The organism is Helicobacter pylori (genome assembly GCA_008032955.1).
GTDB classification, from domain to species: domain Bacteria; phylum Campylobacterota; class Campylobacteria; order Campylobacterales; family Helicobacteraceae; genus Helicobacter; species Helicobacter pylori_DC.
Genome location: CP032046.1, coordinates 825,336 through 850,965, shown reverse-complemented (window position 1 = coordinate 850,965; position 25,630 = coordinate 825,336). Strand labels below are relative to the sequence as shown.

The 25,630-nt window shown below is 36.5% G+C and carries 17 protein-coding genes, 4 tRNA genes and 8 pseudogenes; 16 read left to right on the top strand and 13 right to left on the bottom strand.

What is annotated here, in order from left to right; genetic code table 11:
• The first annotated feature begins 9 nt into the window (after window positions 1-9).
• The 6 genes from D2C72_04110 to D2C72_04085 all read left to right on the top strand — a co-directional run bounded on the left by D2C72_04110 (window position 10) and on the right by D2C72_04085 (window position 4,841).
• The gene (locus D2C72_04110) at window positions 10-789 is read left to right on the top strand and encodes a hypothetical protein (protein ID QEF43529.1); all 780 of its coding nucleotides are present in this window, start codon (window positions 10-12) and stop codon (window positions 787-789) included.
• A complete protein-coding gene (locus tag D2C72_04105) occupies window positions 790-1,971 on the top strand; it encodes a 3-deoxy-D-manno-octulosonic acid transferase (GenBank protein QEF43528.1) in 1,182 nt (393 codons plus the stop codon).
• Window positions 1,972-1,988: 17 nt separating this feature from the next.
• Window positions 1,989-2,717: an RluA family pseudouridine synthase gene (locus D2C72_04100; GenBank protein QEF43527.1), complete on the top strand. Its 729-nt coding sequence runs from the start codon at window positions 1,989-1,991 to the stop codon at window positions 2,715-2,717.
• A 9-nt stretch (window positions 2,718-2,726) separates the two neighbouring features.
• Complete coding sequence (locus D2C72_04095; GenBank protein QEF43526.1) at window positions 2,727-3,581, top strand: prolipoprotein diacylglyceryl transferase; 855 nt, start codon at window positions 2,727-2,729, stop codon at window positions 3,579-3,581.
• Entirely contained in the window at window positions 3,578-4,210 is a 633-nt protein-coding gene (locus D2C72_04090) for an NAD(P)H-dependent oxidoreductase (protein QEF43525.1), read from the top strand. The genes D2C72_04095 and D2C72_04090 overlap by 4 nt, the downstream gene beginning before the upstream one ends.
• Window positions 4,211-4,274: 64 nt before the next feature.
• Window positions 4,275-4,841: a hypothetical protein gene (locus D2C72_04085; protein ID QEF43524.1), complete on the top strand. Its 567-nt coding sequence runs from the start codon at window positions 4,275-4,277 to the stop codon at window positions 4,839-4,841.
• A 2-nt stretch (window positions 4,842-4,843) separates the two neighbouring features.
• Here the strand turns inward: D2C72_04085 and D2C72_04080 are convergent.
• Window positions 4,844-5,498 (bottom strand): annotated as a pseudogene (locus D2C72_04080) (nicotinamide-nucleotide amidohydrolase family protein).
• Window positions 5,499-5,508: 10 nt separating this feature from the next.
• Window positions 5,509-6,125 (bottom strand): annotated as a pseudogene (gene recO, locus D2C72_04075) (recombination protein RecO).
• Window positions 6,126-6,203: 78 nt separating this feature from the next.
• Here recO and accD point away from each other — a divergent pair.
• The 3 genes and pseudogenes from accD to D2C72_04060 all read left to right on the top strand — a co-directional run bounded on the left by accD (window position 6,204) and on the right by D2C72_04060 (window position 8,560).
• Window positions 6,204-7,072: pseudogene (gene accD / locus D2C72_04070) on the top strand (acetyl-CoA carboxylase, carboxyltransferase subunit beta).
• Window positions 7,073-7,085: 13 nt separating this feature from the next.
• Window positions 7,086-7,537: pseudogene (gene rlmH, locus D2C72_04065) on the top strand (23S rRNA (pseudouridine(1915)-N(3))-methyltransferase RlmH).
• A 9-nt stretch (window positions 7,538-7,546) separates the two neighbouring features.
• The gene (locus D2C72_04060; GenBank protein QEF43523.1) at window positions 7,547-8,560 is read left to right on the top strand and encodes a LapA family protein; all 1,014 of its coding nucleotides are present in this window, start codon (window positions 7,547-7,549) and stop codon (window positions 8,558-8,560) included.
• A 406-nt stretch (window positions 8,561-8,966) separates the two neighbouring features.
• Here D2C72_04060 and D2C72_04055 read toward each other — a convergent pair whose 3' ends face one another.
• The 6 genes from D2C72_04055 to D2C72_04030 all read right to left on the bottom strand — a co-directional run bounded on the left by D2C72_04055 (window position 8,967) and on the right by D2C72_04030 (window position 11,688).
• A complete protein-coding gene (locus D2C72_04055; GenBank protein ID QEF43522.1) occupies window positions 8,967-9,329 on the bottom strand; it encodes a hypothetical protein in 363 nt (120 codons plus the stop codon).
• Between the two features lie 284 nt (window positions 9,330-9,613).
• Window positions 9,614-11,095: a Na+/H+ antiporter NhaC family protein gene (locus D2C72_04050; GenBank protein ID QEF43521.1), complete on the bottom strand. Its 1,482-nt coding sequence runs from the start codon at window positions 11,093-11,095 to the stop codon at window positions 9,614-9,616.
• Window positions 11,096-11,220: 125 nt separating this feature from the next.
• Window positions 11,221-11,308: transfer RNA gene (locus D2C72_04045), tRNA-Ser, on the bottom strand.
• 49 nt (window positions 11,309-11,357) lie between these two features.
• Window positions 11,358-11,432 (bottom strand) — tRNA-Cys (locus D2C72_04040).
• 53 nt (window positions 11,433-11,485) lie between these two features.
• Window positions 11,486-11,572: transfer RNA gene (locus tag D2C72_04035), tRNA-Leu, on the bottom strand.
• A gap of 41 nt (window positions 11,573-11,613) precedes the next feature.
• Window positions 11,614-11,688: transfer RNA gene (locus D2C72_04030), tRNA-Gly, on the bottom strand.
• Window positions 11,689-12,002: 314 nt separating this feature from the next.
• Between D2C72_04030 and D2C72_04025 the strand changes: the two genes are divergently transcribed.
• The 5 genes and pseudogenes from D2C72_04025 (at window position 12,003) to D2C72_04005 (ending at window position 17,599) form a co-directional block, all read left to right on the top strand.
• A complete protein-coding gene (locus tag D2C72_04025) occupies window positions 12,003-12,380 on the top strand; it encodes a RidA family protein (protein QEF43520.1) in 378 nt (125 codons plus the stop codon).
• A 22-nt stretch (window positions 12,381-12,402) separates the two neighbouring features.
• Window positions 12,403-13,634, top strand: a pseudogene (locus D2C72_04020) (FAD-binding oxidoreductase).
• Between the two features lie 40 nt (window positions 13,635-13,674).
• Window positions 13,675-15,026 (top strand): annotated as a pseudogene (locus D2C72_04015) (amino acid carrier protein).
• 6 nt (window positions 15,027-15,032) lie between these two features.
• A complete protein-coding gene (gene alr, locus D2C72_04010) occupies window positions 15,033-16,166 on the top strand; it encodes an alanine racemase (GenBank protein QEF43519.1) in 1,134 nt (377 codons plus the stop codon).
• 356 nt (window positions 16,167-16,522) lie between these two features.
• Complete coding sequence (locus D2C72_04005; protein QEF43518.1) at window positions 16,523-17,599, top strand: site-specific integrase; 1,077 nt, start codon at window positions 16,523-16,525, stop codon at window positions 17,597-17,599.
• A 64-nt stretch (window positions 17,600-17,663) separates the two neighbouring features.
• Here the strand turns inward: D2C72_04005 and D2C72_04000 are convergent, their stop codons facing one another.
• From D2C72_04000 to D2C72_03980, 5 genes are read right to left on the bottom strand one after another with little or no spacing between them, the layout of a single operon-like run.
• Window positions 17,664-18,866 (bottom strand): hypothetical protein, encoded by a 1,203-nt coding sequence (locus tag D2C72_04000; protein ID QEF43517.1) that lies wholly within the window; start codon window positions 18,864-18,866, stop codon window positions 17,664-17,666.
• Window positions 18,866-20,251 carry a hypothetical protein gene (locus D2C72_03995; GenBank protein QEF43516.1) on the bottom strand — a complete coding sequence of 462 codons (1,386 nt, stop codon included), beginning with the start codon at window positions 20,249-20,251 and terminating at the stop codon, window positions 18,866-18,868. Before D2C72_03995 ends, D2C72_04000 begins: the two co-directional genes overlap by 1 nt.
• A 9-nt stretch (window positions 20,252-20,260) precedes the next feature.
• Window positions 20,261-22,474, bottom strand: coding sequence for a competence protein (locus D2C72_03990; protein ID QEF43515.1), 2,214 nt, complete (start codon window positions 22,472-22,474; stop codon window positions 20,261-20,263).
• Window positions 22,475-22,534: 60 nt separating this feature from the next.
• Entirely contained in the window at window positions 22,535-23,932 is a 1,398-nt protein-coding gene (locus tag D2C72_03985; protein QEF43514.1) for a hypothetical protein, read from the bottom strand.
• Window positions 23,933-24,970 carry a hypothetical protein gene (locus D2C72_03980; GenBank protein ID QEF43513.1) on the bottom strand — a complete coding sequence of 346 codons (1,038 nt, stop codon included), beginning with the start codon at window positions 24,968-24,970 and terminating at the stop codon, window positions 23,933-23,935. It abuts the gene before it with no gap.
• A gap of 131 nt (window positions 24,971-25,101) precedes the next feature.
• On the opposite strand from D2C72_03980, the pseudogene D2C72_03975 reads away from it, so the two are divergent.
• Window positions 25,102-25,176, top strand: a pseudogene (locus tag D2C72_03975) (DNA methylase).
• A 130-nt stretch (window positions 25,177-25,306) separates the two neighbouring features.
• A pseudogene (locus D2C72_03970) lies at window positions 25,307-25,597 on the top strand (hypothetical protein).
• Window positions 25,598-25,630 lie beyond the last annotated feature (33 nt).

Genomic DNA, 25,630 nt, shown 5'->3' with positions numbered 1-25,630 from the left:
AGGAAAGCGATGAACACCCACCTCAAACAATTGATTGAAATTTCGCATTTGGATAAAGAAATTGACTCCTTAGAGCCGTTGATCAGAGAAAAACGAAAAGACTTAGATAAGGCCTTGAATGATAAAGAAGCTAAAAATAAAGCGATTTTGAATTTAGAAGAAGAAAAATTAGCCCTAAAATTACAGGTTTCTAAAAACGAGCAAACCTTACAAGACACGAACGCTAAAATCGCCAGTATCCAAAAGAGAATGAGCGAGATCAAATCCGAAAGGGAATTGCGCTCTTTAAACATTGAAGAAGATATTGCTAAAGAACGATCCAGTCAAGCCAACAGAGAAATTGAAAACCTGCAAAATGAAATCAAGCACAAAAGCGAAAAACAAGAAGTTTTGAAAAAAGAAATGCTAGAGCTTGAAAAATTAGCACTGGAATTGGAAAACTTAGTGGAAAACGAAATCAAAAACATCAAAGAAACCCAACAAGTTATCTTCAAAAAGAAAGAAGAACTCGTGGAAAAAACCGAGCCTAAAATCTATAGCTTTTATGAAAGGATCAGGAGATGGGCGAAAAACACGAGCATCGTAACGATCAAAAAGCAGGCTTGTGGGGGTTGTTTTATTCGGTTGAACGATAAAATTTATACTGAAGTGCTAACGAGTGGGGACATGATCACTTGCCCGTATTGCGGGCGTATTTTATACGCTGAGGGCGTGCATGAAAGTAACGCTCAACCTCTAAAAGAAAGCCAACCAAAAGAAAGCCAAGAAGAAAGCCAAGAATCCGTTTGATTGTTTAAGTTTTTCTACCTTTTATGTTTGACTTTGGGGCATCTTTTTGGTGCACCTTTCATCTTGCTTTTGAGTTTTAAAGAAAAATACCGCCATTCTTTAAAGGCTCGTTTTTTTCTCAAAGACAATTTTTTAAGAAGCGAGCCGGTTTTTTGGTTTCATGCATGCTCTTATGGGGAGGTCAAATCCTTAGAGCCGATCATTCAAGCTTTAAAAGAGCCGATTTTAATCAGCGTTACCACCCATACCGGCTTTGAATTAGCCGCTCAAACTTATCAGCATTCTCAACATATAGAAGTGCGTTACCTGCCTTTTGAAACCCTATTATTCGCATGGAAAAAAAACTTAAAACGCTTGAAAACTTTGGTGGTTACAGAAGCGGAATTGTGGTTTAATGTGTTTGATACGGCTCAAAAACTAGGGGCAAAAACCATGCTCATTAACGCTCGCATCAGCGTTCGCTCTTACCCCAAGTATCAGCGTTTTTCTTTCTTTTATGCGCTTTTATTCAAACGCATTGACTTGATTTTAGTGCAAAGCAAGGAGGATAAAAAGCGCTTATTGAATCTAGGGGCAAAAAAAGTGGTGGATTTTTTGAATATCAAGCGTTTTTCAAAGCCTGTGATCACTTCGTTTTACCCTAAAAACCCAAGCGCTTTAAACATTGTTTTAGCCAGCACGCATGAGGGTGAAGAGAAATTAGGGTTAAAAGCGTTTTTGGAGTTCAAAAAGACGCATAAAAACGCAAGACTGATTGTTGTGCCGCGCCACCCGGAGCGTTTTAAAAGCGTGCGGAATTTGTTGCAAGATGCTTTAAAAACGACGCCTTTTAGTTTGGAGTGTTTTTCTTCAAAGGGTTTTGTGGAATGCGATATTTTGTTAGTGGATAGGTTAGGGGAATTGAATAACTTCTATGCGATCGCAGACATTGTCATTTTAGGGGGTTCGTTTGTCAAAATGGGGGGGCATAACCCTTTAGAGCCGGCGTTTTTTAATACGCGCCTAATCACAGGGGAGCATCTTTTCAACCAGGTGGCGTTGTTTGAATTAATCAAGCCTTATAAAATCGTTCCAAAAGAGGATTTGTTAGACGCTCTTTTAGATTACAAAAATTTGGGCGTGGCACGTTTTTTGGAAAACGGGCATGATTTAAACGAATTGCTCGCATTCATTAAACATTAAAAAAATAAAGGATAAACATGGAAAAAGCCTACAAATTATTGAGCGTTCAAGAAAACATTTCGCATAAAAAAGCCAAAGCTTTGATCGACTCAGGGTTAGTGAGCATAGGGGGGCAGAAATTGAGCATCGCCAGAAAAGAACTCCCCAAAAACACGCGCTTTAGCGTCCAAAAGGTTGAAAAACCCGGCGTGATTTTTGAAGATGAAAACATTCTAGCCCTTTTTAAACCCCCCTTTATAGAGAGCTATGATCTGGTTTCTTTTTTCAAAGGTTGGGTTTTGTTGCACCGCTTGGATAAAGAAACAAGTGGGGTGATTTTATTGGTGAAAGAAAATTCAGAATTCCACTTAAAAGCTAAAAAGGCTTTTAAAGACAGGGCGGTTAAAAAAGAGTATTTAGCTCTCGTTCAAGGGATTATAGAAGAAGAGCGAGAAATTAACGCTCCCATTCTTACGATTAAGACCACTAAAGCTTTCAGTAAGATCTCTAAAAAAGGGCAAGAAGCGGTTACGATCATCACGCCTTTAAAAATCATCAACAAAAAAACCCTTTTAAAAGTGGGGATCAAAACCGGAAGAACCCACCAAATCAGAGTCCACTTAAAGCATATCAACCACCCTATTATAGGCGATACAATCTATGGCGATAGCCAACACTCCGCCAAACGCTTGATGCTCCATGCGCATAAAATTGCGCTACTAGGGTATGAATTTGAAGCGATCCCCCCTAAAGAATTTGAAATTTAAGGATTGATCATGAACGCTTGGAATACGATTTATGAACGATTTAACCCTATCGCTTTTAGTCTTGGCGGTATTGAAGTGCATTGGTATGGTTTGGCGTATGCGTGCGCGATTGTTATCGCTTTTTACATGGCGTTGAGAATGATTCAAAAAGACCCCAAGCGATTCCCCATTGAAAGGAAAGAATTTGAGAGTTATTTTCTATGGGCGGAGCTTGGCATTGTGCTAGGGGCAAGGATAGGATACGTTCTTATTTATGAGCCTAACTCTGGCTATTATTTGACGCATTTTTGGCAAATCTTTAACCCTTTTGATAGCCATGGGGATTTTGTAGGCATTCGTGGGATGAGCTATCATGGGGGGTTGGTGGGGTTTTTGATCGCTTCGTATCTTTATAGCCGTAAGGATTTGAAAAAGCTTTTGATTTATTTGGATTTGATTGCGATCAGCCTGCCTTTAGGGTATGTTTTTGGGAGGATTGGGAATTTTTTAAACCAGGAGCTTTTTGGGAGAATCGTCCCCAAAGACAGCCATTTAGGGCAAATCATAGGCATCATGGTGGATAATCAATTGCGTTATCCCAGCCAATTGATTGAAGCGTTTTTAGAGGGGGTTGTCGTGTTTTTAATGGTAATGTGGGCTAAAAAACACACCAAAACGCATGGGTTGCTCATCGTGGTTTATGGCTTGGGGTATTCCTTGATGCGCTTTATTGCGGAGTTTTACAGGGAGCCAGACAGCCAATTGGGGGTTTATTTTTTGAATTTGAGCATGGGGCAGATTTTAAGCTTGCTTATGGTAATTGTTTCGTTAGGGATTTTATTGTATGCTACGAAAAATTCTAAAAAAATAAAGGAAAATCAATGAGATTTTTGGATCAAGAAAAAAGAAGACAATTACTAAATGAGCGCTATTCTTGCAAGATGTTTGATAGCCGTTATGAGTTTTCTAGCGAAGAATTAGAAGAAATCGCTGAAATCGCTAGGCTATCGCCAAGCTCTTACAACACGCAGCCATGGCATTTTGTGATGGTTATTAATAAGGATGTAAAAAAACAAATTGCAGCACACAGCTATTTTAATGAAGAAATGATTAAAAGCGCTTCAGCGTTAATGGTGGTATGCCCTTTAAGACCTAGCGAGTTGTTACCCACTGGTCATTACATGCAAAACCTTTATGATGAACCTTATAGATCCAGGGTGCTTCCCTCTTTTGCTCAAATGCTTGGCACAAGATTCAACCACAGCATGCAAAAATTAGAAAGCTATATTTTAGAGCAATGTTATATCGCTGTGGGGCAAATTTGCATGGGCATGAGCTTAATGGGATTGGATAGTTGCATTATTGGTGGCTTTGATCCTTTAAAAGTGGGCGAGATTTTAGAAGAGCGTATCAATAAGCCTAAAATCGCATGTTTGATCGCATTGGGTAAGAGGGTGGCAGAAGCGAGCCAAAAATCAAGAAAATCAAAAGTTGATACGATTACTTGGTTGTGATTAAACAAAATCAAAAACTTTTTAACTATAATCAAACCTAAATTAAAGTTTAAGGAGTGGCATTTTGTTTAAAAGAATGGTTTTAATCGCTCTTTTAGGGGTGTTTTCAAGCGTTTCATTAAGCGCTAAGAGTCTTTTAAGAGATGATGGGATTTTAGTCTCTGATTTAAAGGGCATGAAATCAGAACTATCTGATGCGCCTGCTTGGGTTTTTGAAGACCCTAAAGTCCCCTACGAAGAAATGGGCGTGGCGTATATCCCTGTTAATAATAAATATTTAGGGATTGAGCAAGCGACTTTAAACGCTAAATTGAGCTTGATTGTGGTTTTTCATGAAATCATGTTGAAGTATAAAAAACGCTTCATGGAGCAATTCCATGAGTCCGAGCAAACGGTTACGAATATCAGCTACGCTATCTATAATTACCTAGCGACTAAGATCCAAGTAGCCTACACCTATACGAATTTAAAATCGGAGGTGGCTGTGGTGAAAATCAAGCTAGTGGGTTGCCAGATTGATCAAATCAAAAGGTATTTAAAAGCGAGCGTTGAAAACCTTAACGATAATGAAATCGCTTACATCGCTAAGGTCGCTCAAAAAGAGTTTGGTAGCGTTTGCGCGTTAAGGTAGTTTTATAGCATTCTAGCGAGCATGTTTAGGGCATGCTCTACGCTTTTATTTTGAATGCTTTCTCTGTCCCCTTCAAAAAAACAGCGATCAATGAAAGCTTGAGATCCTAACTTTTGCGCACCAATATAAATCGTGCCTACCGGATTAGCCTTACTCCCCCATTAGGGCCAGCCACCCCACTGATCGCCAGCACTAAATCCACTTTAAAATTTAAAAACACCCCTAATAGCATTTCTTTCACGCATTCTTCGCTATAAACCCCAAAGACTTTTAAAGTCGCGGCATTGACTTTCAATAATTCGCGCTTAACCTCTTCATTGTAACACACAATACCCCCCATAAAAACCGCTGAAGCCCCGCTAATGGAAGTGAATGCATGCGATAATAACCCCCAGAGCAGCTTTCAGCCACCGCCATTTTTAAATCTAAAGATTTCAAGCGCTCTATTACAGCGTTTGCGCTTTTTTTGTTATCGTCTAATTCCACAATATTAGAATTAAAAAGCGTTTGAAGATAAATTCTCGCGCGCTCTATATTCTCGCCTTTTAATTCAATGCCATCTTCTTTGACTTGAGCGGTGATTTTCAATCGTTTCAATTCTTTTTCAATCAAAATAAAACCGCTCTCATTATCCATATTCAAAAATTTAAATTTCATCTTTAACCTTTCAAAACCCTAAATTCAGCGTGCGCCACAATTCTTCCACTTCTTCTGTTTCTAAATCAATCGTGCTTTGAGTGCGAAAAAAAGCTTGGATTTTTTCTAAATCTAAGCTTTTAGCTTTCAAGCAAGAGGGGTGCGCTAAAATAAACCCTTGCGCTAAAGCGACAGAACGCTCTAATTTTGCATCGCATAAAAAACAAGAATTGTAACTTTGCAAGCGCCCTTCAAAATTCAAAAGGACTGCATACATTTCTAAAACCACTCTTAAAGGGTGCTGTTTGGAGAGTTTGCTAGCCCCATCATCTAAAGTGTCAAAATAGATGCTATCCAAAGAATGCACGCCCTCTAAATGCCTAAACAAGAGAGCGCAAAAGCGTTGCCAAAAAACAAGCGTTCCATTTCCCTTTCCCAAATATAGCCTAAATGCAAAATATTCCTTAACTTGGGTAAAAATTTATCATCGTTTTCTTCTTCAAAATCAATTTTACGCCCCACATTCAGCACGCTGTGGCGTTTGCCATAGAAACGATAGAGGGTTTTGAGCTGGTTTTTGGTTAAAACGCGCACGATCAAATCTTCATCTCTTATGCTTTGTGTTTGTAAAAGAAACCCTTGCATCACTACTCTTGAACTAATTTTGTTTTATTATAAGCAAAACTTGGATACAATCCTAATAAAACTGCAAAATTAAGGAAAAACATGGGATTTGCAGATTTCTTTAAAAATTTTAAGATCAATAAATTGCGGACAGCACCAAGTAAGGAAGAACAGCCAAGCCATTGGGTGAAATGCCCTAAATGTTATGCGTTAATGTATCATAAAGAAGTGTTTGGTAAATACAGCGTGTGTTTGAAATGCCATTACCATTTCCGCATGAAAGCGGCTGAAAGGATTGAATTTCTATGCGATGTGGGGAGTTTTGAAGAGTTTGACAAGCATTTACGGCCTAATGACCCTTTAAATTTCGTGGATAAAGAGAGCTATAAACAACGCATTAAAAAATACGAAAAAAGGACTAACCGCCCAAGCTCAGTGATCAGCGGTGAGGCTAAAATCAACCGCATGCCTTTGCAAATCGTGGTGTTTGATTTTAGCTTTATGGGGGGGAGTTTAGGCTCTGTGGAAGGCGAAAAGATCGTAAGAGCGATCAATCGCGCGGTAGCCAAAAAAGAAGCGTTACTGATTGTTTCAGCGAGTGGGGGGCTAGGATGCAAGAATCCACTTATTCGCTCATGCAAATGGCTAAAACGAGTGCGGCTTTGAACCGATTGAGTGAGGCCAAACTCCCTTTCATTTCGCTCTTAAGCGATCCCACTTATGGGGGCGTTAGCGCGTCTTTTGCTTTTTTAGGGGATCTCATCATCGCAGAGCCTGGAGCGATGATAGGTTTTGCAGGGCCTAGGGTGATTAAACAAACCATAGGGGCGGATTTGCCTGAGGGCTTTCAAACGGCGGAATTTTTATTAGAGCATGGCTTGATTGATATGATTGTGCATAGGAAGGATTTGAAAAAAACTTTGAGCGATCTCATCGCTATGATGATGCATAAGACTTCAAAGATTTTTTAAAGTTTTAACATTGATGCGTTGCGTGGTGTATTCTATCGCTAAAAGTTCGCCTTTAGAGTTAGTGAAAATCTATCAAAAGCAATGCAAGCGATTTGATTGCGAGCTGGAATTAGTGGATTTATTCCCTAAAAATACCGCCAACGCTCAAAAAATCTCTAGAGAACTCGCTCAAAAAAGCTACTCTCTAGCCTTTGAGCCGTATTTAAACCCTAAGGCAAAAATATTGCCTTACATCCTAAAGCTCAAAGGGGCGATAGTTTTGCGTTTAGTAAAATGTTAGAAAATCATCTTAATATTAATTTTTTTATCGCTGGAGCGTATGGGTTTGAAGAAAATTTTTTAAAGGATTGTCAAGCTTGGAGTTTGAGCGAGATGACTTTTAGCCATGAAGTGGCTAAAATTGTCTTATGCGAGCAAATTTATAGGGCTTTGAGCATTATTTTTAAGCATCCATACCATAAATAGGAGGTACACATGCGTTTTTATATTATTTTTACATTTTTGTTCATTGTGGGTTTTGGTGTGTTTGTTTATAGTATTGATCCGCAAGCTTACGCCTTTAATTTAGGGAGCTACAGCTTTAATTTTCCCATTGCGGTATGGCTTATGGGCGTTTTGGGCATGTTCGCTTTTTTTTCATGGGTTTTTTTATTCAAGCACAATCTCAGCCATAAAATCCGCTTATACCATGAAAAAAGGGATTTTGACAAATTGCTCAAACAAATCCTATCCCAAGACACTCAAAAGACTTTTTTAAAAACGAAATTTAAAAGCGATCTCGCTAAAAATCTCTCTCAAATCTTAGCCCGCTATGATTTAAAGGCTGATTTAAACACGCCAAATAGCGGGTGCGAAAAAGTGGATAACCTTTTTAAGCATTACCACAATATAGAAAATAACACCCTTGAGCCTAAAGATCACGCTAAGCACTCTCTGGCCTATGAGCATGCTTATTTTTCTAAACGCTTGAAGGCTTTCATTCATAACGATTTAAAAAACGCCTTTGAAGTTTTAACAAACGCGCAAATCCCTTTGGAATTACGCCGCTACGCTTTTATAGAAATCGCCCAAAAAGGCAGCAAAAAAGAGGTTTTAAAGGCTTTGAATGCGATGCAAGATAACTTGGACAAAGAGTGCGTGAAGTCTTTTTTAAAAGCCTTTTTTGAAAAATCTTTAAACACAGACACTTTAAAAATTTCAGAGCTTTGCAAAAAGGTGGGTTATGACAAGAATGATTATTTAAAGCTCGCCCAAAAAGCGCAAAAATTTCTTGTCCCCGATCAATGGTTCCAGTTTTTTGAGATTTTAAGCCAAGAAGACGATAAAGCGCAAAAAGCCTTTTTATTCGTGTTGTTAGAATTAGAAATGAACGATCTCGCTAAGGAGCATCTAGCGGTTTTATCTTTTGAAGAATACATGCTTTTAAACGCTTACATGGATTTGAAACAAGAGCATAAAAAAGCTTATAAATTAGAAGCGTTTTTGTAGGGGGTTTGTTTGGCTTCATGTTTTTAGGGCAGATAAAAATAGATGGTTGCAAAAAATTCAAGAAATGGGCTAATTGGATCGCTTTTAACGCCAAATGACAAGAGAAAAGACGCTAATGCTTTAAACCTTGATGAAACTAATCCTAAAAGAAACAATTAAAGCCAAAAATACGCTTTAACCCACCATAAAAAGTTTTAGTAACCTGTATTTGATGAAAACAGAGCCTTTTTATTTTTCTTTTATGAATTTTATCCGTATTTTAAAAATACTTCATTCATTACTACAACAAAAGAGTTTTAAGAAGATTTAAAAAAGGGCTAAAAAATAAATTTGTGCTTTTAAAAGATGATATTTTAAAAGACGATAAAAGACGATAAGGGTATTAAAGAATACCCCAAATAACGCTTTAAAAACGCACCACCATAGTGGCCATGTATGAACCTGATTTGAAGTTGCTAGGAGCGCCTTCAGGCAATTTGATATGGAAATACTTTTGACAACCATTAACCGCTTTTTCATAATTTTTAGTGAAAGAATGGTGGTGGCGGTTTTCCAAAGGCCCTTTCATGTGTTTGCTCATTAACGCAGAATGCTTCAATTTGACAAACAGAAGCAAGTTTTCACCGAACAACGATTTCATCGTGAAAACGAACGCTCGTTTATAGAATGTCCGTTTGTCAATATCAATCCCAATAATCCCACTTCCAGCTGAATAGACTAAAGGTTTTGAATACAATCTCAGATCATCGCCACTCAAAACGCTCAACAAAATCCCTAAACTTATTAGTGTCCTAACCCCATTTTCTTTCCTTAAGATATAACATTATCCGTATGTTTAACAGATAAGGAAATCTAACCTAAAACACCTTAATGGTTGATTAAAAAATTAAAAAAAATGTATTTTTTTAAAAAGCGTTACGATTTAGAGAATTGTGAAGATTTTTATAATTGATGGTTATTTTTGAATAATTTTTTTAAATTGATTGATAATGAGATAAGACTCTTTTTTAATCCAATAGGGATCGCCAAAACCTTATTTTAATTTTTAAGTTTTTAGTTTTCACCATACAACCTTTTTAAAAGATAAAACACCCCCACAAGCAAAGCCACACCGATTAAAAAAGCGAGCGAGCGCGAATACATAAAACTTGCCACCCCTAAACTCACCGCGCTGCAAAGCATCGCAATAGTCGCATAAGGGAGTTGCGTGATGAAATGGCTTTGCACCGAACACCCTGCCCCCGTAGCCGATAATATAGTCGTGTCAGAAATGGGGCTTGTGTGATCGCCATAAACCGCCCCTGAGAGAATCGCTGAAACAATCAAAATAATATCGCTTTCATTAGCCATGCCCGCTCCAATGGGCAGCATGATCGCAAACGCTCCCCAGCTTGTGCCGGTAGAAAAGGCGATAAACCCAGAGATTAAAAAAAAGATTAAAGGCATATACACGCCTCCCCCACTATTTAAAAATCCCTTGCTCACTTGCGCCAAGTAAAGCCCCGTTTGAGCGTCGTCTCTAATCACAGGCCCAATAGCCCAAGCGAGCGTTAAGACTAGTATCGCTGGCCCCACACTTTTAAAGCCATCAAACATGAGTTTTAAAAAACTCCCTTTTTCTAAAAACCTATAAGCCAAAAGATAAGTAACAATGAGCGAAAACAGCCCTCCATAAAAGAGCGAAAAACTCGCATCAGTGTTTTTTAAGATCACTCCTGTATAAAAAATCAATGATGAAATGGACACAATCAATAATAAAATAGAAAGAGGCAACAAACTCAAGGGGGCTAGTTTTGGAGAGCTTTCTTCTTGTTCGCTATAAAAATCCTTCACGCCTATGTTTTGATACTTCCTCATGCTAGGGAGGTTGATTTGCCATAAAATGGTGAGAAACACCGCAATGAGCGCAAAAATCGCATAATAATTACTGCTCAAACTTTGCACAAGCACCGAAAAACTATCTTTCAATAAGGGCGAGCTGTCGTTATTCATGATCCCCATGATATATGCCCCCCAGCTAGAAATAGGGACTAACAAACACACCGGCGCTGAAGTGGAGTCTATGATATAGGCCAAGCGCTCTCGTGTGGAGTTATGAGCGTCGTTTAAAGATTTTGAGATTTGCCCCACGGTTAGGGCGTTAAAATAATCATCTACAAAAATAATGATGCCTGAAAAAAAGGCGATAAATTCGGGGGTTTTGGCGTTTTTTGAGTATTTTTTAGCTTTTTTGACAAAGTTCTGCACGCTACCGGATTTTAAAATCACCTGGCTTAAGACGCCTAAAAAGATTAAAAACCCAAAAACATAGAGGTTGGAAAGATTGAAATGAAACCCTTTTTCTGGCTCATAAGTGTAAAAAACGGAAGTGATTTTATGATAAATATATTCTACGAGTTGGGAAAGGTGCAACGAATGCATTAAAACAGCGCTCACTAAAATGCCTGTAAATAACGAGAGCGCGACTCTTTTAGTGAAAACCACCATTAAAATAACGCTAAGAGGAACAATAAGGCTTAACGCTGACAATCCCACCGAATAAAATCCTTTAAATCAATCCTTAAATTTCAATTAAAAGAGACAATCAATATTCACAAAATTCTTTGTTAAAAGAAGAGATGAATTTGCCAAAACCGATCGCTTAAAGGATTTCAATCAAGTGGCCGGGAGAGAGGGATTCGAACCCCCGGAGGTATGACCCTCAACGGTTTTCAAGACCGCCGCTTTCAACCACTCAGCCATCTCCCGCTATTTTTATAAAAGTCCCTTGCAAAAGTCCCTAAATGACTACAATAAATGGAGGCGACACCCGGATTCGAACCGGGGGATCAAAGTTTTGCAGACTCATGCCTTACCACTTGGCTATGTCGCCTTAAATTTTAACACTAGCGTATTCAAAAAATAAAATCAAATCGCACTCAAAAATGGTGCCCAAAGCCGGACTTGAACCGGCACGGTATTGCTACCGAGGGATTTTAAGTCCCTTGTGTCTACCAATTCCACCACCTGGGCAAACTAAATAGAAACCATGCTCTAGAAGTTAAATTAAAATATGGAGCGGGAAACGGGGATCGAACCCGCGGCCCCGACCTTGGCAAGGTCGTGCTCTACCACTGAGCTATTCCCGCACTCTTTATTCAAAAAGACGATTGTTATTGTATCTAAACTCAACAATAAAAGTCAAGGGCTTATGAAAAATTTCAAAACTGATTTTAAAACCAATCAAAACAGCCAAAATCCCTTTTATTTAAAAAATGAACGATAATGTTTTGAGTTTCCATTCAAACAAAACCCGTTCAAGAGTTTCTAAATATGGGTAAAAAATATACAATACCTTATAATAAGATGAAAATTCATGGCGTTTTGCGCTCGTTTTTTATTTCTTTTTAATTTGATTGCATAATAATAGCTGACATAACACATCATCATAGGAGTTTCAATCATGAAAGAAGTCATCCATTCAACGCTAGCCCCAAAGGCTATAGGCCCTTACTCTCAAGCTATCGCCACTAACGATCTTGTTTTTGTCTCTGGGCAATTAGGCATTAATGCAACTACCGGCGAATTTAAAGGCGCGGACATTCATTCCCAAACCATGCAATCCATGGAAAATATCAAAGCGATTTTAAAAGAAGCTAATTTAGGGATGGATAGCGTGGTTAAAACGACTATTTTATTGAAAAGTTTAGACGATTTTGCTGTGGTGAATGAAATTTATGGGAGCTATTTTACAGAGCCTTATCCGGCTAGAGCGACTTTTCAAGTGGCTAAACTGCCTAAAGACGCTTTAGTAGAAATTGAAGCGATAGCCATTAAGTGATCTTATTAAAGGGGTTATCAGCATGAAAAAAGAAGTCGTGGTAATCGGCGGTGGGATTGTAGGGCTTTCTTGTGCGTATTCTATGCACAAGTTAGGGCATAAGGTTTGCGTGATTGAAAAAAGCGATGGCACAAATGGCACTTCTTTTGGGAATGCTGGGCTCATTTCTGCGTTTAAAAAAGCCCCACTCTCATGCCCTGGTGTGGTGTTAGACACCCTAAAGCTCATGCTCAAAAACCAAGCCCCTTTAAAATTCCATTTTGGGCTTAATTTAAAGCTCTATCAATGGATTTTAAAGTTTATGACAAGCGCGAACGCCAAATCCACGCACCGCACCATGGCGTTATTTGAACGCTACGGGTGGCTGAGTGTTGATATGTATCATCAAATGCTAAAAGACGGCATGGACTTTTGGTATAAAGAAGACGGGCTTTTGATGATCTACACTTTAGAAGAAAGTTTTGAAAAAAAGATTAAAACTTGCGATAACAGCGGTGCTTATAAGATTTTAAATGTGAAAGAAACCAAAGAATACATGCCTATCGCTAATGACAATATCTGTGGGAGCGTGCTTTTGACCGAAAACGCGCATGTGGATCCGGGCGAAGTGATGCGCTCTTTACAAGAATATTTGCAAAACGCGGGCGTGGAGTTCCTTTATAATGAAGAAGTGGTTGATTTTGAGTTTAAAAACAACCTCATTGATGGCGTTATCACGCACAAGGAAAAAATCCAAGCAGAAACAATCATTCTAGCCACTGGGGCTAACCCCACTCTCATTAAAAAACCAAGAACGATTTTTTAATGATGGGGGCTAAAGGCTATAGCATCACCTTTAAAATGCCTGAAGAATTAAAACCCAAGACTTCTTCCTTATTTGCGGATATTTTCATGGCAATGACCCCACGAAGAGACACTGTAAGGATCACCTCTAAATTAGAATTAAACACCAACAACGCCCTCATTGATAAAAAGCAAATCGCTAACATGAAAAAGAATTTAGCCGCTTTCACGCAGCCTTTTGAAATGAAAGACGCCATAGAATGGTGCGGTTTCAGGCCCTTAACCCCTAATGATATTCCTTATTTGGGCTATGACAAACGCTATAAAAACTTAATCCATGCGACAGGGCTGGGGTGGCTTGGCATCACTTTTGGCCCGGCCATTGGTAAAATCATCGCCAATTTGAGCCAAGACGGAGCGAATGAAAAAAATGCCGATATTATGCTTTTTTCCGCATTTTTTAGGGATTAAGGAATTTCTTTTTTAAACCCTAGTTTATTGAGGAGTTTTTATGGAAACGATTGATTCGGTGGTGCGTTTATTATCTAATTTGGTGTGGGGGATTCCCATGCAAATTTTATTAGTAGGCACCGGCTTGTTTTTAACCTTCTATCTTAGGGGTTTGCAATTCAGTAAAATCTTTTATGCGATCAAAATCCTTTTTGACAAAGAGTCCCAATCTAAGGGCGATATTTCGCAATTTTCCGCCCTCATGCTTTCTTTAGGAGCAACCGTAGGCATTGGGAGTATCGTAGGCGTAGCGACCGCTATCAGCATCGCAGGGCCAGGAGCGGTGTTTTGGATGTGGGTTACTGGGCTAGTTGGCATGGCGACTAAGTATTCTGAGGGGATTTTAGCGGTGAAATACAGGGAAAAAGGGGCGTTTGGATACAATGGAGGGCCCATGTATTACATCAAAAACGGCCTTAACATGCCCAAACTCGCCATGGCGTTTGCGATTTTTACGATTATTGCGAGCATTGGCACCGGTAACATGACGCAATCCAATGCGGTTTCTTCCATTTTGAGCGAACAAGCGAACTTGCCTAATTGGGTTTCAGGCTTATTGCTTACCCTTTTAACCGCTGTTATTGTCATAGGGGGATCAAATCCATTGGTAAATTCACTTCTTACCTGGCTCCTGTCATGGTACTTTTGTATTTGATCGCTATTATTTATATTATTGTTAGCCATTTTGATTTAGCCGTTCAAGCGATCAAACTCATTTTTGAAGAAGCTTTTAACCCTAAACCCGTTGTGGGCGGAGCGAGTGGCGCGTTGGTAGCGACAATGATAAAAACGGGCGTGGCTAGGGGATTGTATTCTAATGAAGCGGGGTTAGGGAGCTCAGCCATTATTGCCGCGAGCGCTCAAACACACCACCCGGTGCGTCAAGCCCTAGTGTCCATGCTCCAAACTTTTATCGTGACTTTAGTGGTGTGTTCGGCGACGGCGAGCGTGATTTTAATGGCACCAGAATACAACACCTTGCTCCCTAATGGGGAGAAATTGAGCGCTAATTTGCTCACTCTAAAAAGCACGGAATATTTTCTAGGCTCATTAGGGACGGTGGTGATTTTTTTGACCATGATCTTTTTTGCTTACTCTACGATCATTGGCTGGGCTTATTATGGGGAAAAATGCGCTGAGTACGCCTTTGGTGGAAAAAAAGTGAAATATTACCGCTTGATTTTTTTAGCGAGCGTGATGGTAGGGGCTATGGCTAAAATTGATTTTGTGTGGAATTTAGCGGATCTTTCTAACGGGCTTATGGCTATCCCTAATTTAATCGCTTTAATCTTATTGCATAAAGTGGTTTATTCTGAAACTCGTTGGTATTTTAGCAAGCATTCTAACAAGTAAGACAACATGTTAAAAAGGGCGAGTTTTGTAGAAGTGAATACCGCTTCTTTAAGGCATAATTTTCATGCAGTCAAAAGCATTGTCCCTAAAGACGCTTGTGTCATGGCGGTTGTTAAGGCGAACGCTTATGGGGCGGGGGCATTAAAAGCGAGCGAAATTTTTTTACAAGAAGGGGCTAATTATTTAGGGGTAGCGACCTTAGATGAAGCTTTAGAATTGCGCTCTCATTTTTCTAAAACCCCCATTTTGATTTTAGGTTATAGCCCTAACGCTAACGCTTCCATGCTAGTTGATAACGATTTGAGCGCTATGGTTTTTAGCCTTGAACAAGCGGAAGTTTTTTCTCAAATGGCTTTAAAAGCCAAAAAACGTTTAAAAATTCATCTCAAAATTGATACCGGCATGCACCGCTTGGGCTTGGAGCCTAATTTTAAAAGCATAGAAATCATTAAAAAAATCCGCGCTTTAAAGGGCTTGGAAGTGGAAGGGATATTCACGCATTTAAGCAACGCTGATGCTAAGATTAAAACCCATGCTAAAAACCAAATGAAAGCCTTTAACGCTTTTTTAGAGCAGCTTTTGGATCAAAAAATAGAGTTTCAATACCGCCATGCTTATAATTCCGCCGGTATCCTTTCTTTGTGTAATGGGAATGAAAACCGCTTTTTAAATCTCTATCGCCCAGGCATCATGCTCTATGGTTTTTACCCTTCTAATGAAATGAAAGAGTCGTCTCAAACGATATTAAAAAATGTTATCAGCCTGAAAGCCCAAATTGTTCAAATCAAACGAGTCAAAAAAGGCGAATTTATTGGCTACGGCGAGCATTTTTACACCAATGAAGAGACTTTAGTGGGCGTTTTAGCTCTAGGGTATGCGGACGGGTTGGTGCGCGATTTGGGCAATCGCATTCAAGTAGCGATCAATAACCAATTAGCCCCTCTTATTGGCAAGGTGTGCATGGATCAGTGCTTTATCAAACTCAATGGTATTGAAGCTAAAGAGGGCGATGAGGTCATTTTGTTTGGGGATAAAAGCGCTAAAGCTAATGACGCAAGCGAAATCGCCACGCTTTTAAACACCATTCCTTATGAAGTCATTAGCACTTTGTCCAAACGCTTGGAGCGCGTTTATGTGTGAAATAAAATCATGTAAAATTTTTATTTTGTGTTAGAATGCTTGAAAAAATTAGGATTGATTAAAGAATGTAATTATTTAGCTAGCTCTAAGCTTCTTAATTTTCTAATGCTAACTTTTTAAAAACTATTTCTGTATTCTACCATAAATTTTGAAAGTTTTGTTTATAAAATAAAATCGGAAAAATTTTTCTTTACAATTTTATTATTAATAGGGGGAGAGAGATTTATATATAATACAATTATTAATTATATATATCTTTTTATTCTTTTTTATAAATAGGCTCCTTATTATTGATTTTTTATAAATTACATTCTTTTTAATTTCTATTAAAAAAATTTAATATTAAGAGGACTTTTATGAAAAAATCAAATGACAATAACGCACTCGCTAGAAGTCAAAGGGAGTTATTTGTAGGGATTAGGGATTTTATTGTTTTTAAATTTAAGCGTATGGTTGTTTTTAATGGGGTAAGGGATTTTACAAAAATGAGATTTTTGTCAATAGAATTAGAAAAATGTGAAAATATTAAAGATTTGGAAAAATTATGTCATGCAATTTATAATCAAGGCACAAAGCATATTTTGATGATGCGTGTATTGTTTTTGTTCTTTGACTATTTTTGCAAGCATTTGAAAGTTAAGCGATTGAGACTGCTCAATGAAGAAATGCTTGTGAATTTTTTATTTGAGTTAGCTAAACAAAGAAAGATTAATTCAATGGCGAAATATGTGATGTATATTAGGCAATTTTTTGATTACTTGGATAGGACTAAATATTATGAATTTTATTTTAGTCTTAAAAATATAGCCTTCGCTAAACACAAGGATAATTTGCCTAAGCATCTAAATTCAAAAGATTTAAAATCTTTTATATATACTCTTATAAACTATAGAACTAGAAGCAGTTATGAAAAGAGAAATAAGTGTATTTTGCTCTTAATTATTTTGGGTGGTTTGAGAAAATCTGAGGTTTTTAATTTAGAATTGAGAAATATTGTTTTAGAAAAAGAGCATTATATCTTGCTTATAAAAGGCAAAAACAATAAAGAGCGAAAAGCGTTCATTAAACGAGAAATGCTAGAAAAATCTTTAGATGAGTGGTTAGGTGATAGCAAACGATTGAGTAGTTTTAATGGGCGTTTTATATTTAAGAAGTCTCTGTCTAACTATACTCAAAAGCATTGTTCAATCAGTAATTTTGTGTTGAAGATTTTTATGTTGAGTGGTATTGAAAATTTTAAACAATATGGCACAGGATTGCACCTATTTAGGCATAGTTTTGCCACTTTAGTCTATGCTGAGAGTAGGGATATTGTTTTGACTTCAAGAGCGTTAGGGCATCAGTCCTTAAGCTCCACAAAAATCTACATTCACACCGCACAAGAATATAATAAACAAGTAGCAAGCATTTTTGATAATTTGTTGAGTGAGTGAAAGATGATTAATTCCTCATTCAAAAGTTCTTTAAAGGGTTGTTTTTTGATGTTTTTTTTGCAGTTTATCTCGTTGCTTTAGAACCAACATTAACAAAACCAACCGAAGTTCTTATGTTTTCAGGCTGAGAGGCTCTGTTTTTAATGTTATTTACAGCATTGCCTATTGCACCTTCTGTTTTTACAAGAAAATTGCTAGTTCCTACAGAAGCGCCTTTAACACCACCGCTTACTGCACTACCTACATTACTAGCAAAGCTTAAAAAACTTTGCGATCCAGCTTTTAAGAAGTTAGCTAGATCAACCGAACCACCTTGTGTTCCAAAAATGGTATTGATAATATTTGGAATATTGCTAATTAAAGCTGAAGTAATCGCTGAAATGATAATAATGCCGATAGTTTCTATGATATTTTGAGTAGGTTTAAATAATTCTAGCCCAATAGAGTTTAGCATGGCAAATAAAAACACAAGAGGCGCATAAAAGGTTAGAGAAAAGACTTTTTTAATGTAAGAAAAGAAAAATCCTTGAGTTTGTTTAAAAAATAAACAAGGCGTCATAAAAATAAAGCATAGCAAATAAAAAGTTTTTTCTATAAAAATAATACAAATAAGATAAATTGTTTTAAATATAAGTAGGATTTGAAAAAACACAATAGCCACAAAAGATAGAGACTGCATAATAAAAACAAATGGTTTGCTAAAACCTGCATTATTTTCTCTAAAGCTTTCATAAAAAGCAAAAAGTTGCTTGGTTTGATTTTTAATAATTCCTTGTATATTCCCATTAAAACTTATAAAACTTTGATTTGTTTTATTTTGGGATTGATTTGATTGTTGTTGAGCTTTTTTGTAAAAAGTTTTTGTTGTTTCTTCAATGGCGTTATTAAGAATGACTGCAGGCGCTTCTACAAAAAACTCTACATATGAATGGAATTTTTTAGGACTATTCAAAGCAAAGTGCATTAAGGATAGAAGAGCAAGAAAAAAAGCAAATTGCGTGAAAGTTTTGATTTCAAAAAATTCATTATTTTTGTATTTTTTTAAAGAATATGCAAAAATAAGTATTGTTCCTATAGAAACCATAGCAGGTGCGATTGTTTTTGCAATATTGTTGTATTTGTCTTTAAATTCATTGGTGAAATTTTGAAATACGCCTATAATACTACTATAAAGCCCATCAGTAGCCACATTGAGATTATCAGCTGGTATGAAATAAGAAATAATACCAATAGCAAGAGAAATACCACCCCAAACCAAATAAGGCATTATTCATCCCATCCTTGTGTAATATTGTTTTTCATTTGTTGAAACTTTTCTGTTGCTATATTCCCACCTTGTGTCATCATAAAAGATTTTTCAACATCAGGCAATTGTGAAGTGGGTAGTCCAAATTTATTTAAATTTGCTTTAAAAGCTTGACTTGTCTTTTTATTTATTTCTAAAAACTCTTTTTTAACGCTTTCAGGAGGGTTTAAAAATGATGGCATAATGATATTTTGTTGTTTATAATAAGTGTCTGAATAGGCACTTGCCATAAGAGACAGGGTTTGATTCATAAAATTTAGGTTATTGGCAATATTAAGTAAAATTTGTGTGTTTAACATTTCAAATTTTTGTTTAAAGTCTGCATAGATTTTTGCTTTAGTTTCTTGATTTGTTGCTCCTTTAAGCCTTTCTATATATGAGCCATTGTCTTTCTCAAAAGTGTTTATCAATCGCTCAATTTCAAGTGTATTACTAAAACAATAATCCTTACCATCAATATTTTGTTTAGAGCAATACCCTTCTTTCGCATAAATAGGATTTTTAACGGAAAGTTCTTGTGTAAAACTTGCACCCCTGTTCTGTAAAGATGAAAAAAGTTTAAAGGTTCTAGCTTGAGCTTCTTTAAATATTTCTAAATCAATTTGTTTTGATTGAGATAAAAAATCTCCATAGCACTGAAAATTTTTTGATATTAGACAAGTTTGTGCTTGAGCTAGGTATTGTTGCTTTTTTATCCCTAAAAGTTCTTGCTCTTTTGTTTTGCAAATAAAGTCTGCTAAGACCCTACCACTTAAACTTGTTGTTATATCTTGAGTGGTTGTAATTTGTGTGTTTCCAAGCGCATTAGCTAAATTTTCTAAAGCCTGTCTAGCAGCACTCTTTTCTTTTCCCTTATCAGAGAAAAAAATCTCTTTTGTTTTTGGGTTAATTTTGCTCATATCTAATTCAGGGCATTTGCTAGCAATATTTCGTAATAAAAATTTTTCGGCTAGATTGTAGTTTTTAGCGCTTTCTTGTAGGGCGAGAGCGTTTGATTTTACATTCTTGGCAATTTGAGTTGCATTTTCTACTAAACCCATAGGGTTAGGGATATTTAAAATAGAGCCATTCATAAACTGATTGGTTTTCAGTAAAATATCATTCACTTTATTTAGTTGGTTAATGGTGGTTTGAGCTTTTTCTATCATCTCTTGGTATCTTTTGATTTGTTCTGCCCAGTGATTGACCTGTTGAACAAAGCGAGACTTGTCTATAGCGTCTTTTGCTTGTTGCCAGATATTCTGCGTAGGATTATCCACAATCATAGCCACAGCGTTTAAGTGGTTTAAAGCAACCACCAACAACAAAATAAAGGATTTTTTTAAAAAAGTCTTTAACGCTTTCATGCCTTATCCTTAAAAAGGCCTGTAAATCAGTCTTTGAGCGCAAGAGATTTTATTATCATGCCAATGATACCAATTCTTACCAATCTTTGTGCTTTCACTCCAAATGCTGTATTGAGAGCAAAAGCCTTCATTCTGATTAAGGTAGTAGTTAGACCAATCAATATAGCCTTGCGATTGTTTAAGATCATTATCTTTGTAATAGCCTTGATAAATTTCTACATACTTCAAATAATCATTACTCAAATGCAATTCGTTTTTCAAAACGCTTTGAGTCCTGTTGATGGTGGTGTGAGTGGTGATAAGATTATAGGTTGTGGGGCTTTCATTATCTTGGGCTGGGCGTAAATAAGGTTGAGTGGTTTGAGTGGTAGTGGTTTTGTAAGTGGCGTTCCAATCGGTGATGCTAGGATCAGTATGGAAATATTGCGGTTGGCAACGATTGACTCCATAAGGTTTTTGGCATTGTTCTCTCTCACCATAATTTTTCCTTTCTATCCTAAAATAATGGCTTGTAGTAATATCGCTTAAGACTTTAGAGCTAGCCACACCCATCACATAAGGGCTAACAACCGCACCGCTTTTAATCCCTGCTTCAAAATTACAGGGCGTAACTTCTACCCATTCGCCATTAAGCTTGTTATAGCTTTTTAGCATTGTAGGTCTTTTGGCTTCTAATTTAGCGTCATTGTATTCCCATTGACCGCATGCAAATTCTTGATATTGTGAGCTTAATTGGGTCGCAATCCCACGATTTAAAATCTCTTGCTTGTTAGGATTGCTAGGATCATTATAATATTGATCTACTATGGGCGTTAAGGTTTGGGTTTTATCGTTTTTTTCATACCTAACAATCCTGTCTTGCACCCTTGCATAATCGCTGCAAGGCACAGCGACATGGATTAAATTGTCCATCCCACGAAACACGATTTCAGTTTGAAAGGTTTGCGTTTTCCCCATACCATAACCTTTATCACTCGTGGTTTGTAAGGCGCATTTGCTGTCATCTTTGTAAAGTTGCATGGCGTATTGAGCGCCTTGCAAATCCACACAACCACCGATATTTTGCGTTTTGTTTTCCCTATCTACATAGTAGTATTGCGTTTGCTTGATGGCTTTACCGGCTTCAAAATCGTATCTATAAGCGCATTTAGTGTCATCTCTTAAAGCGTTCATAGAAATACAAGAGCCATCTTTAGCGATAACATCTAGTTTCATCGTGTTGTTGGGGCTTAATTCAGGCGCTTTACAATACTGGCTGGAGTAATTGTTTTCTTGCGAGTTAGGATTAATGGCGCTATTAGAACTACTGCCATTAGTTGGGCTAGTGGTGTTAGTAGGATTATTGGAATTGTTTGTGTCTCCATTACCAAAAGGAATAGGGAAAAACCCCCCATTCCCTAACCCCCCACCACTTGAGCTATTATTATTAAAATTGTCATACCCTCCTGTGTTATTGTTAGTAGAGCCATGGTTAGTGAAATTATTCTCATAACCCCCTACAGAGCCACCGCTTGAAGAGTTAGATCCATTCACTCCATCCACACCTAACACGCCATCTGTATCAATACCACTGCCCACTGCATTATGATTTGAATTATTTCCATTTGCACCATTACTCCCACTGCTCCCATTTATCCCATCGTTGCCATTTATCCCATAGCCATTACTCCCATTTGCACCATCTTTACCATTGATAGCGTTATTGCTAGGGCTATTAGGATTGTTATCGTAAGCGGAACTATCAGAGCCATTACTAAAAGGCGTGTTGGCATACATAGGGTCATTGGTCGCGTTAGTTTGAGCGATGTTTTCTAGCTTTTGGTATTCTTCTTTGCTAACGCCTAAAATCTTAGCCACTTCTTCAGCGTTCTCACCTTTTAAAACAAGGAGAGTGGATTTTTTAATCTTGGCGTTAGGAGGTATCTTTAAACTAGTTCTAGCAGGGCTAGTCAAAGGAAACGATTGATTGTCTCTTAAAAGACTGGTGATTTCTATATCTATGCTGTTAGTTGCATTGTTTCTAAAATAAAACCCATGAGCTTCTACTTTAAACACTCTCTTGCCTAACACCACCCTGCTTTCTATCGCCCCATTAGGCAAATTAGCGTCAATTTCTTTAGTGGTGATAACACTCAAAGCATAGGCTGGACTGAGCAAACCTAACAAAAACGCTCCTAGAATAAAGCAGAAAAATAAAAAATGGTTATATGAATAAGTTTTCATTTGTTTTTGCTCCTTTATTTCAATCCCATTAAAAACTTTAATCACTTGACTAACTTGTGTTTAAAAACTCATCTCCATAGGTATAGACACGCCATCATTTGCTAATCTTTGATTATTTTTTAATTCTTTAGACTTTGTTAATGCGTTTTGTATGTTTTGCTTTGATTTATTTTCAAAAGCTTGTAGTTTGGGACTTAATGGCTTTTTCTCAGTGTTATTTTTTACAGATTTTTTACTATTAAAATCAACAGAATGATTACCTTGATTAAAATCAACAGGTTCATCATCTAAAAAAGACAAATCATTGTTATTTTTTACATTATTATTTTCAATAATGTTATTTTGTTTAATACTATTGTCTTTAATTAGATCATCATTAGTAGTATTTTTAACCATTTCATTAACATTAGCATTATTTTGAGTTAAATTATTTTGATTTTCGCTATTAAACTTCCAAACACCCAAAGCTCTTTTATCCACTTCGTTATTAGCAATAGCGTTTTGTAAGATTTTATGTTGCTCTTCATTGAGTGGGGGAATATGATTTTCTTTTTGATTGTTAAAAATGCTATAAGGAGTTTGATTGGTTTTTGAATTTTTAATATTGTAGGTTAGGGCAAGTTTTATGGGATCATTTTCTTTTAAATTTTTATTATTGATTAAAGCTGTCATTAAAACTTCATGTAAAAATTCTTTGTGCTTTGTCTTCATAGCGCTTGGTTTTTTATTAACCAGCATGGCTAAAACTTGCAATTCTTTAGCACTCATAGTGTGTTTAGCGTATTCTAAAAGCTCTTTTTTGAATAATTTATCAGAGTATTTTTTTTGTTTTTCACTAGGTAAATCTTGTTGTGTAGCCTTAAAATTTTCTCTTCTGTTATGTAAAAAATTCTTTAAATTTGTTATAGGTATCAAATGAGAGTTTTTAGAATTTTCCCTAATATTTTCCTTTATTTCTGTGTTTAATTGTTCTTTATTTTGATAATCTTTATCGTCTTGCTCGTTGATAGACTTTTTTATCTCCAAATTAGGTTCATCATTTTGTAAATCATCTAAATCTTGTTCAAAAGACTTTTGAATGGCTTGTTCTTCATCGTCTTTGTTTTTATTGTTACTTAAATAATGGTCTAAATCTTTTAAGTCATTTTGTAAAGCGCTTTGTAATCCAAAATCAATATTATCTTGTTCTAAAAGTTGCTGTTGCGTTTTGTCTGTTGTGATTGTTTGTTGTAACTCTTCAAGCTCTTTAGAATAGATAGATTGTAAAGTTTCAAATTCCGCATAATTAGACGCACGGCTTAAATCATTAGAAAACCTAGTTAGAAAAGTTGTCCATTCTGCATTGCCTCCAAATTTATTATAAATTTCTTTCATGTCTTTTTTTAGCTCTTTAAAAAAATCACTCCAAGCTTTTGCTTTTTGCTGCTCATTGATGGAAAATAAACTATCAAATAACATTTAAAACTCCATTGTAGAGTATTGCTCTACTTGCTTTTGTGTTTGGTTCTGTTTTTGATTTTCAAAAAAGATTTGCTGGTATTTTTCATTTTTAGTCGCACAATAGTCATTGATAGTCTCAAACAATTTATCAATATTGTTTTTATAAGCGCTTTTTTGTTCATCACTAAAAACATTATTTTTATCTATGTCGTTGAAAATCCTATCTTTGACATCTTTTAATACAAGATTAGAGGTGGCTCGTTTTTCCATAGGATAATCTCTGTCATGCTCTAGTCTTAACATAGCGTTTGTAGATTTTTCAAAATGAGCGTTATTAAGCGGTTTTAGGGTTTCAACAAAATTATCCATTTGTTGCTCGCTTAAATATTTAGAAAACACTTCTAAATTATATAGCCTTTCAATTTTCACATAAGGTTCGCACTTTTCTTGCACCCTTTCAAAATAAGTCTCACCCATTGAGTTAGTTTTTTCTTGAGTTTCATACAAGGGGATTTTTTCACCCTTAGCATTTAGAATGTATTCGCCTTGATTGTTTTTTGCATAAATAATCTCGTTGTTTTCATTTCTTAGAATTTTATCTTTTGAGTGTTTAATGAACATAACTTCCACGCAAGGCTCATTGTTTTTAATTTCTCTTAAAGCGTTTTTAAGTTCATTGGCTTTTTGTGGTTCTTCATTGGCAAGTTTCCCTATTTCTAGTTTAATTGCAGCATCACTAAGTCCTATCCACGCGCTTGAATTATGATTATGTATAGCCTTTTCTAAATCAAGGTTAAAATCATTTACATTGTTATAAGGAGCGCCTGAGTAAGCGCAAAAATTACGGCTATTTTGAGCTATATTCTGTTTGTAGTCATCTTTACTAATACCCATCTTTTCTAATTTAGCACCACTTTTATAAGGCGCTTCCACTTTATTGCTTGGGTTTGCTATAAATAAGAGATTGTCTGCAACTTTTTTTGTGTAATAAATCTTAGCTCTCTCAAACTCATTTAGTCCCTTGTTTTGTGATACTTGCTCTGTATTTTGGTTCATATAAAACCCCTAAAAATAAAAATTTTTTAAATATAACCATATTTTTAAAAACTAAACAATACGGGTTTTTTAAAGATTTTTATTCTAAAAACCCGTATGTTTTAGTTACTGAACTTATGTCCTAATAGTAAAAACCTATTCTAAAGGACTACACATGCAAAAAAAGAAAGCTAAAAACCCACAACCGAATTTATTTAGCATCTTAGATAATGGCGATATTGCAACAAACAATCTTGCTGAAGAATCAGACAAGATCAATGAAATACAAGATCCACTCCCTTATGTCGTGAAAACGCAAATCAATAAAGCAAGCATGATCTCTAGAGATCCTATTGAATGGACAAAGTAGCTGAACATAAAGATTTTGAGAAAGTGCGTCAAGCAGATTATGCTGTTGCTATTGTGTATGAGAAATCAAATATTGAAGGGGTTAAAATCCAACGCAGTGTTTTTGCTCTAAAAATTGATCACTTTGAAGTTGATGATGGGGGATCGTTAGTGATTTATGGTGTTTGCGCTCAAAAAGGGAGCCAAGAATACGAAGAATTAGTCAATAAAAACGCATGGTGTCTTACAAATTCCCCACGACTTAACAATTCAATGAAATTGATTAAGAGAAAGAGTTAAGGGGTTATGGGTTTTTACCCATAAACTTATGAA